The following is a 9,096-nucleotide window of genomic DNA, read 5'->3' on the forward strand; positions in this document are numbered from 1 at the left end:
CTCGAGGATGCCGGGCCCGTTCGTGTCAGATGGAGTGCAGCGGACGCTGGTGGGGCAGCAGGAAGTCACGGTTGACGATCTGCTTGCCGAAGGGGAAGCAGGTGATCGGGATCATCTTCAGCGACACGACGGCGTTGACGATGCCGATGATGGTCACGGCCTGGACGATGGCCGCGAACACATGCCCCAGGACCAGCCACCAGCCGCACAGCAGGAACCAGATGACGTTGAGCAGCATCGACCCGGCACCGGCGTTCGGTTTGGGGATGACGGCCGAGCCGAAGGGCCAGACCACGTAGGAGGCCATGCGGAACGAGGCCAGACCGAAGGGGATGGTGATGATGGGCAGGCAGCAGAGGATCCCGGCGATGACGTAGCCGATGGCGAGCCACAGCCCCGCGAACAGGAACCAGATCACGTTGAGGACCGTACGCATGACCCCATTCTAGGAAGGTGCCCGGAACTGGAAGGTCACCGGGTCGAGGTGGTACTCGCCCCCGAAGGCCCGCGTCAAGGTGCCGTCCCGGGCCAAGGCGGAGGGAGAGCCGATGGTCAGCCCCGATCCCTCGCCCAGCACCCACAGCCGGTCCGCCTGGCGGGCCGCCACCTCCACGTCGTGGGTGCTGACCAACACCCCGATCCCCCGTTCCACCGCCAGCTGGGCCAGCAGTTCGAACACCTGGAGTCGTCCCGGCGGGTCGAGGAAGGCGGTCGGCTCGTCCAGCAGCAGCAGCCGGGGTTCCTGGGCCAGGGCCCGCGCGATCATCACCCGTTGTCGCTGCCCGTCCGAGAGTTCAGCGAACCGTTTCTCCCGCAGCATTGCCGCACCCACCCCTGCCAGGGATTCCGCGACGACCCTCCGGTCGTGGGAACTGAGCCGGGCGGCCCAGCCGGTGTGGGGATGTCGCCCGAGCGCGACGACCTCCGCCACGCTCAGCAGCCCGGGATCGACCGCATCGGTCAGGACGGCAGCCACGCGTCTGGCCCGCTGCACCGCTGACAGCGTTCCCAGGTCCAGGTCATCGAGCAGGATCCGTCCCGACAGCACGGGCTGGAGTCCACACAGACTGCGCAGCAGCGTCGACTTGCCCGCCCCGTTCGGACCGACCAGGCACACCAGCTCCCCCGCGGCCAGCTCGGCGTCCAGTCCTGCACGGACCAGACGTCGCCCGTAGCCGACGGTGAGCCCGTCAAGACGCAGCAGACTCACAGCTCCCACCTCCGACGACGGATCAGCAGCCAGATCACCACGGGCGCCCCGAAGGCGGCGTTGACGGCGTTGAGTGGCAACACCCCGTCACCGGGAAGGGTGGCGATGAGGTCGGCGAGCAACGCGATGCAGGCCCCGAGCAGCGCCGTCGCGGGGATGAGCACCCGGTGGCTCGAGGTGTGGAAGACACCACGCGCCACATGAGGGATGGCGATGCCCAGGAACTGGATGGGACCGCAGAAGGCTGTGACCGTCCCCGCCAGCACCGAGGTCACCGCGATGAGCAACCCACGGTCACGCCGCACCCTGACCCCGAGACTGGCCGCGTAGCGTTCCCCGAGCAGCAGGGAGTCGAGGGTCTTCAGCAGTGCTCCCGCCCCGAGCAGGCCGATCAGGATCGCGATGGTGATGATCCTCAGGTTGCCCCAGGTGACCCCGCCGTAGCTGCCGAATCCCCACCGGGCGTAGGCGGCGATCAGCTCGGGGGTGGAGAAGGAGATCATCACCGACACCCCGGCCGAGGTCAGGTAGCCCAGCATCACGCCGATCAGCAGCAGCGAGACCGAGGACCGCACCGCACGTCCCAGGACCAGCACCAGCAGCATCACCAGCGCGGAGCCGAGGGCAGCGGCCACGACGATGGCGAGGTCCCCGGCCAGGTCGAGCCCCGCGGTGAGGGTCGCGGCCCCGGCGCCACCGATCACGAGGATCACCGCCGCCACCCCGAGGGAGGCCCCGGAGGACAGACCGAGGATGTAGGGGTCGGCCAAGGGGTTGCGGAACAGGGTCTGCATGGCCAGACCCGCCACCCCGAGGGCGGCACCGGCCAGACAGGCCATGAGGATGCGGGGCAGCCGCACGTCCAGGACGATGAGCCGCGCGACGGCCCGCACCTCACCACCACTCAGGATCGCCCAGACCTCCCCGGGGGTCACCCGGGCGGGACCCAGCCAGAGTGAGATGACCACCGTCGCGGTCAGGATGAGGCCCGCCCCGAGGAACCGTGCACCAACCGCCATCAGGCGGGCAGCTGTGCGTAGAACACGAACTCGGCATCGGTGAACAGGTCCGGGTGGGCGATCTTGGCCAGGTCACGCAGCACGAGATCGGGACGGACCACGCCCTGCTCCCAGTAGTCGTTGCCCCCGCCCTCGTTGATGCGGAGCACCGGGTTGTACACCTGTCCCTGCTTGGCGGCCTTCAGCTCCATGAGACGCGGATCGGTGGCTGCGATGGCCGAGGTGTCGGCCCATTGCCCGGTGTAGTCGGCATTCAGCCACAGATCGGCGTCCACGGCCGCCTCCAGCATGGCCTCGATGGCCACCGGCTGGCTGCCGTTGGATTCGTCGTCGGCGAAGATGTAGGCCATCCCGGCATCGGCAAGCAGCCGTGCGGCATAGCTGCGTCCACCTGCCTTGTACCACTCCCCCTGGAAAGGGGCACCGGTGACCACGCTCGGCCGCTCAGCGACATCGGCCACCTTGGCACGCACCGCCTCGTAGTCGGTCTCGATCGTGGTGAACACCTCGTTGGCCCTGGCCTCGGTGTTGGTCAGCAGCGCGGTGAACTTCACCCACTCGGCACGCCCCAGCGGGCTGCTCTCCAGCCACTCGGAATTGCCGAGCACCGGGATCTTCAACTCCCGGAGCTTGTCGTGGACGGGATCGGGGGTACCACTGGAGATGAACACATCCGGTTCTGCGGCCGCGATGGTCTCGACGTCGAGTGCGCCGGTCGCGTCACCGATACCTGCGATGCTGCCGTCGGCGATCCGTGTCCTGATCTTCTCGGACCACACCAGTGTCGGGCTGCCGACCCCGGTGAGGGCGTCGGTGGCCTCCAGCAGCTCGAAGGCGGGCAGCTGGGTGGTCGAGGAGGTGACGGCACGTTTGACCGGGATCGTGACCTGCTGGGCGTCGGCCAGGTCGGCCGGCAGGTCAGGGGTGGTGCCGCACTGCACCAGCACGTAGGTCTCAGGGGCCGCACCCATGACGGGCTCGGTGACGGTCACCACCTTGTAGGAGCCGTGGTACTCGACCGTGACTCCCTCGGCATGGGTGAAGGTCACCTTGTCAGGGAAGTAGTCGGCGGCGGGGTCGTACGTGCTGACACAGCCGTCGGACCCGATGGCCTGCGAGGAGGTCACCTGCGATGGTGCGCCCGAGCTCGAGGGGTCCGGCGGGGACTGTGGTGTGCACCCCGCGGTCAGAGCGGTCAGGACTGCGAGGGCTGCGAGGAGTCGCAGTGGTTTCATGGGGGATCACCCTTCCTGGATGTCGCGTCCAACGGGAGTGCGGCCCAGTGAGTTCCTGACTGCCCCGGGGACGCTCCCGGGGTACACAGTGGCGCGACCGTTCCGGATTCCCACCGGATTCCTCTGCTGTACCGCTGAGGAGAATCTACCCGCCCAGGTCGGGAAGCAGGAAGGCGGGGCTGGGTATCATCACGGGATGGATCCATCCCGGCCACACCGCTCCGTCGTCAGTTTCGTGCGCCGCAGCACCCGTATGAACGAGTCCCAGGCCGCGGCCTGGGAGCGGTACCGAGACCGGTTCGTCGTGGCGGTGCCCCAGGCCGAGCGGAACACCTCGATCGCCGAGGATGCCGTCGTGGACTGGGATGCGGCCTTCGGCAGACGCGCCCCCCGGATCGTGGAGATCGGTTCGGGTGGCGGGGACTCACTGGTGCCGATGGCGGCGGCCCGTCCGGAGGTTGACTTCATCGCCTTCGAGGTGTTCGCCCCCGCCGTCGCCTCGACGCTGGGGCGGCTGGGACGAGAGGACATCACCAATGTGCGGGTCGTGATGGCGGATGGGGCCCAGGGCCTGGCCCAGCTGTTCGACGACGCATCGTTGGCCGAGCTGTGGACCTTCTTCGCCGATCCGTGGCACAAGGCCCGCCATCACAAACGTCGGCTGGTGAGCACGAACCTGGCCGATGTGGCTGCCACGAAGCTGGAGGCGGGAGGCCTGTGGCGACTCGCCACCGACTGGGAGGACTACGCGTTGTGGCAGCGTGAGGTGCTGGATGCTCACCCGCGGTTCGAGAATCTCCACCCCGGTTGGGCGCCCCGCTACGACGCGCGACCAGTGACGAAGTACGAGGCCAAGGGCTTGGCGGCGGGGCGTACCACCCGTGACCTGACGTATCGGCGGTTGCCGTGAGGCTGCGGATCGATCTGGCCTACGACGGGGCCGACTTCCACGGGTGGGCCGATCAGCGGGGGTTGCGCACGGTTCAGGGGGAGGTGGCGCAGTGCCTGGCGACCATTCTGCGGCTGCCTGAGGCCCCGCGGCTCACCGTCGCTGGCCGTACCGATGCGGGGGTGCATGCCCGCGGGCAGGTGTGTCACGTGGATCTCGACGACGTGGACCCGGCGATGCTGCTGCGGCGGCTGCGACGGATCGTGCCCGATGACATCGCCATCCACGACGTGGGCCGGGCGGCCCCCGGCTTCGATGCCCGGTTCTCGGCGATCTGGCGCCGTTACTGCTATCGGCTCATCGGCTCCGAGCAGGTGCTCGATCCGCTGCTGCGCGGTCAGGTGGTGCAGACCCGGCATCCGTTGCAGGTCTCGACGATGCAGGCCGGGGCCCAGATGTTGACGGGGCTTCGGGAGTTCGCCCCGTTCTGCAAGCCCCGGGAAGGGGCCACCACCATCCGTGACCTGAAGGAGTTCGTCGTCGGTGTGCGGGACGACGGGGTGATCGAGGTGCATCTGCTGGCCGATGCGTTCTGCCATTCGATGGTGCGCTCCCTGGTGGGTGCGCTCACTGTCGTCGGTGGGGGGAGGCGGGACCTGGCGTGGCTGGAGCGGACCGCCGCCTCGGATCGTCGCGCCGGGGATGTGCCGTTGCTGCCACCGCACGGACTGGTGCTGGAGGAGGTCGGCTACCCTGCCGACGCCGAGTTGGCGGCGCGTGCCAGCCAGGCGCGTGCCGTGAGGACACTGGAGGATTCGTGAGCCACTACTTCACCAATGACGACTCCACGATGGTGACCCGTGAGATCCGGGCGACGGTCTTCGGTCACGAGTTGACGTTGACCACCGCGAACGGGGTGTTCTCCGGATCGCGGCTGGATCTGGGGACGGCGGTGCTGCTGCGCAGTGTCGAGCCGCCGACATCCGGGCACGTGCTGGATCTGGGATGCGGGTTCGGGCCGATCGCCGTCGGCCTGGCGGTGGCGAGCCCCGGGGTCACCGTCGATGCGGTGGATGTCAATGAGCGGGCACTGGCGCTGACCCGGCTCAATGCGGAACGGGCACAGGTGGCGGATCGGGTGCGGTGCTTCTCCCCTGCCGATGCGGTCTACGACGAGATCTGGTCCAATCCGCCGATCCGGATCGGTAAGCAGGCGCTGCACGAGTTGTTGCTGACGTGGTTGCCCCGGCTGCGGGAGGGTGGGGTGGCCTACCTGGTGGTGGGCAGGAATCTCGGGGCGGACTCGCTCGCGAACTGGCTGGGCGAGCAGGGCTGGCCTGCGACGAGGTTGGCTTCGGCCAAGGGGTTCCGGGTCCTGAAGGTGCAGCGTCGTTCCTCGTGAGTGTGCAGGAACTGCATAGGATGGGTGTCGTTCAGTGGAACCAGACCGTGAGGAGTCACCCATGACCTACGTCCTGCCCGACCTCGACTACGACTACGGGGCGCTGGCCCCGCACATCGCCCCGGAGATCATGGAACTCCACCACAGCAAGCACCACGCCGCCTACGTGGCGGGGGCCAACACCGCGTTGGAGCAGCTGGACGAGGCCCGCGAGTCCGGCAACTTCGGCGCGATCAACAAGCTGGAGAAGGACCTGGCCTTCCACCTAGGTGGTCACGTCAACCACTCGGTGTTCTGGAAGAACATGTCGCCGGAGGGCGGGGGCCGTCCCGACGGTGAGCTCGCGGCTGCGCTCGACGAGTACTTCGGCAGCTTCGAGAACTTCCAGAAGCAGTTCAACGCCGTCGCGAACGCCATCCAGGGTTCCGGCTGGTCGATGCTGGTCTTCGACACACTGGGGCGTCGTCTCAACATCAACCAGCTGTACGACCAGCAGGGCAACCTGCCGGCCGCGCAGATCCCGCTGCTGCAGCTGGACATGTGGGAGCACGCGTTCTACCTGCAGTACAAGAACGTCAAGGGCGACTACGTCAACGCCTGGTGGAACGTCGTCAACTGGGCCGATGTCGCGGAGCGCTTCGCGAAGGCCTCGCAGACCCAGTTCTGAGGGGCGACGGGGAGGGCTCGGGCCACATGGGGTCCGGGCCCTCCCCGTGTCCTGGCTTCTCTCCTCGCAGCGGTCGGGCAAGCACCTGGACAGCCCTCCGCTGAGGTGTGGTAGTTCTCCCAGAAACAGTCTTTGAGAGCAGGGACCGTCGAGCACCTGTCCCCTGTCTCCACCCAAGGAGCCCTGATGGATGAGATCCTGGCCGGTCTGCTGGATCTGCAGACCCGGATCCACCGTTTCCAGGCGGAAACCCTGGAGATCGATGACGCCTACGAGGAGGTGGCCCGAGTTGGGTTCTCACGAGCGGGGGATCTGCTGCACCTGCACTTCCACGGCGATTCCCACGACGACGTGCCGGACGAAGCAGCCGAGATCACCGATGACGGGGTGAACTATCCCCTGGTGGCCTTCCTGACCTGGCTGAGTGAGCCAGGACATGCTGAGCGTGTGCGTTCGCTGGAGTTCAGTGGGCCCGATGAGGGGGCCAACGGGATCAGGGCGTGGGAGTTCACACGCTTGTTGCTCGCGGATGTGACCTTCCCTCACCTGGTCCACCTGGGTGTGGGGCTCACCGACGCCGGTGACCACAATCTCAGTCTCATCTCCTCGCAGGAGGATCCTTGCAGCGAGGGCGGGACCATCGCGAGGCTGCTCGGCATGATGCCCGCCATGGAGTCGCTCGTCGTCCCGTCGGCTCCTGACGAGAATTTCTTCGACGGCCCGGAGCATCCTCTGGCCCGGCTCCGTCTCCAGTGCGGGACGGCACATCAGGGTTTCATCGCCAACCTGTCGGACAGTGCGCGTTTCCCCGGCCTGGTCACGCTGGACCACGCGGAGGTCCATGACATTGCGACGGTCCGTGATGCCGACGATGCGGAGCTGGCCGGGTTGTTCACCAGCCCGGAGGACTTCCGGGCACTCGTGGTTTCGCCGGCTGGGCGGAGGATCTCGCACCTGACGCTACGCGGGACCCGCCTCGGCCCTGCGGATCTTCGGGAACTCCACGAGCTGAATCCGTCGCTTCAGCTTCTTCACGTCCCGCAGGAGGCTGGCAGGTACGTCTCCCACCTGTGATCATCAACGCTGAGGGGCTCCTCATGACCTTGGTGTTGGACGGGTCTCCGGGAGCAGCAACCGGTGTCGAGTCGACGGTGGGCGCACTGTTGCCCGCGGAGCTCGACCTGATCGCCGCACGTCGCGACACAGCCGGTGAAGCACTGAGCAGGCGCCGTCATGAACGACCTCTTCGGTCGTGGTCCGAGCTCGCGGTTCCCTGAGGTTGGGGCTGGGAGGGATCAGGGCTCAGGTTCCAGTGGAATCCCAAGGTCGAGGTGCAAGGGATTCTCCCCGGGGTCCAGTTCGGCCAGGTCCTCCTCGTAGTAGAGCACGCCGTCGGGGATGCCTTCGGGCTCACGCCAGGCCTTGTAGCGCAGTTGTGATGGCGCCGAGATGCCTTGGAGTTCGCGCATCGTTGCGACGGAGTCGTCCACCAGGCGCTGGTAGGCGGACGACATCGCTGGGAGTGGGAGGTTGCGCCCCCAGAAGTAGCCCTGCTCGGCGTCCTCACCCGTACCGATCCAGCCCAGCTCGCTCAGCCGCGTTGTCACCGCTGGATCGTCCAGATTGAGGATTGTGATCGAACAGTGTGCGTGGAGGGCATCCTCGTCGACTCTCAGCTGTACTGTGAACTGCCTGTTCTCGGGGTTCACCAGCACCAGGAAGCTCCGCTCCCCCAGTTGCATGACGGTCCTGAGGAACCGCACCGAGAACTCATCCCAGTCGTCCATCACATCTCCCTTCGAATAATTGTCAGGTCATGATCAGTGTACTTGACCTTCAAGAACGATCCCATCGAGGCATGAAAGACTCGAGTTGCGCCTAGCTTCGGGCCTTCGTGATTTGATCCCAAACGGAAGCGGGGGTCGCTGGGTCGCTTTGAGTACGCACTGCGCTTGACTCTGCTCTAATTGTTTGTGCGAGAAGGTGTTTCAATGTGCATTGTCCAAGCACCTGAGAGTCTCAACACAAGAAGGACTGAAGACGTACAGGCGAATCGTTCTCCAGTTGTTTACCAGTTCAATATGGGATCCGTTTGAGGTGCCCCATGTGGCCTCGTGATCCTCTTTTGATTTCTTGGTCTTTCCTCTCCCCAAGACCGCCCTGAGAGCATCCACGTAACTGACGAACAAATCGTTCAGTTCGAGTCGCTCGTCTGCAGGAGCTTCCCGCTGCACGTCCGTTACCCGGAAGTAGATGCGCGTGACGCCACCTTCCTCCTTTCCCACGATCACGGAAGCTTCCGGCATGTTCAGCCCGTAGGGCATGGCGAAGCCGCCGTCGCCGCTTCCAGGCCATCCCAGAGCCTCACAGGCAGAATACCCCTGCTCCCTGGACAACGGCCAATCCAGACCGACGAAATACTCCGCCAACCTCACGACCTCATCAACTGGGATCGACTTCATGTCACCCATCTCTTTCTCGCCAAGACCGAGAACCTCGACCCCCCCTACCTTTTGAACAAATCTCAAGGCCCACACTAAAGGTGTTATTCACGAGGGCTATTTTGGATGAAACGCCGCCAGTAATACAAAGGACATCGGCTGCCTCATGAAATGATTGACTTGCAACAAAACCCAATCATGAAAGCAGCCGATGCTTTACCAGTCTACAACAG

Annotated in this window: 11 protein-coding genes; 5 read left to right on the plus strand and 6 right to left on the minus strand. The window is 65.9% G+C overall.

Annotation, left to right across the window (positions count from 1 at the left end; genetic code table 11):
• Positions 1 to 25 precede the first annotated feature (25 nt).
• From EII34_RS03530 to EII34_RS03545, 4 genes are read right to left on the minus strand one after another with little or no spacing between them, the layout of a single operon-like run.
• The gene (locus tag EII34_RS03530; RefSeq protein ID WP_124842976.1) at positions 26 to 436 is read right to left on the minus strand and encodes a YccF domain-containing protein; all 411 of its coding nucleotides are present in this window, start codon (positions 434 to 436) and stop codon (positions 26 to 28) included.
• 9 nt (positions 437 to 445) lie between these two features.
• A complete protein-coding gene (locus EII34_RS03535; RefSeq protein ID WP_124842978.1) occupies positions 446 to 1,210 on the minus strand; it encodes an ABC transporter ATP-binding protein in 765 nt (254 codons plus the stop codon).
• On the minus strand, positions 1,207 to 2,229 hold the full coding sequence (locus tag EII34_RS03540) for a FecCD family ABC transporter permease (RefSeq protein WP_124842980.1): 1,023 nt from the start codon (positions 2,227 to 2,229) through the stop codon (positions 1,207 to 1,209). The genes EII34_RS03535 and EII34_RS03540 overlap by 4 nt, the downstream gene beginning before the upstream one ends.
• Positions 2,229 to 3,464, minus strand: a complete 1,236-nt coding sequence (locus tag EII34_RS03545; RefSeq protein WP_124842982.1) for an ABC transporter substrate-binding protein — start codon at positions 3,462 to 3,464, stop codon at positions 2,229 to 2,231. The genes EII34_RS03540 and EII34_RS03545 overlap by 1 nt, the downstream gene beginning before the upstream one ends.
• A 196-nt stretch (positions 3,465 to 3,660) precedes the next feature.
• On the opposite strand from EII34_RS03545, the gene trmB reads away from it, so the two are divergent.
• From trmB to EII34_RS03570, 5 genes are all read left to right on the plus strand, one after another.
• Positions 3,661 to 4,374: a tRNA (guanosine(46)-N7)-methyltransferase TrmB gene (trmB, locus tag EII34_RS03550; RefSeq protein ID WP_124842984.1), complete on the plus strand. Its 714-nt coding sequence runs from the start codon at positions 3,661 to 3,663 to the stop codon at positions 4,372 to 4,374.
• Positions 4,371 to 5,174 carry a tRNA pseudouridine(38-40) synthase TruA gene (truA, locus tag EII34_RS03555; protein ID WP_124842986.1) on the plus strand — a complete coding sequence of 268 codons (804 nt, stop codon included), beginning with the start codon at positions 4,371 to 4,373 and terminating at the stop codon, positions 5,172 to 5,174. The genes trmB and truA overlap by 4 nt, the downstream gene beginning before the upstream one ends.
• Complete coding sequence (locus EII34_RS03560) at positions 5,171 to 5,755, plus strand: class I SAM-dependent methyltransferase (protein WP_124842988.1); 585 nt, start codon at positions 5,171 to 5,173, stop codon at positions 5,753 to 5,755. Before truA ends, EII34_RS03560 begins: the two co-directional genes overlap by 4 nt.
• 61 nt (positions 5,756 to 5,816) lie before the next feature.
• Positions 5,817 to 6,422: a superoxide dismutase gene (locus EII34_RS03565; RefSeq protein WP_124842990.1), complete on the plus strand. Its 606-nt coding sequence runs from the start codon at positions 5,817 to 5,819 to the stop codon at positions 6,420 to 6,422.
• Between the two features lie 186 nt (positions 6,423 to 6,608).
• Entirely contained in the window at positions 6,609 to 7,496 is an 888-nt protein-coding gene (locus tag EII34_RS03570) for a hypothetical protein (protein WP_124842992.1), read from the plus strand.
• 221 nt (positions 7,497 to 7,717) lie between these two features.
• Here EII34_RS03570 and EII34_RS03575 read toward each other — a convergent pair whose 3' ends face one another.
• The gene (locus tag EII34_RS03575; protein WP_124842994.1) at positions 7,718 to 8,209 is read right to left on the minus strand and encodes a TY-Chap domain-containing protein; all 492 of its coding nucleotides are present in this window, start codon (positions 8,207 to 8,209) and stop codon (positions 7,718 to 7,720) included.
• A gap of 201 nt (positions 8,210 to 8,410) precedes the next feature.
• Entirely contained in the window at positions 8,411 to 8,950 is a 540-nt protein-coding gene (locus tag EII34_RS03580; RefSeq protein WP_124842996.1) for a DUF6301 family protein, read from the minus strand.
• Between the last annotated feature and the right edge of the window lie 146 nt (positions 8,951 to 9,096).

Source organism: Arachnia propionica, assembly GCF_003859805.1.
Classification (GTDB): domain Bacteria; phylum Actinomycetota; class Actinomycetes; order Propionibacteriales; family Propionibacteriaceae; genus Arachnia; species Arachnia propionica_C.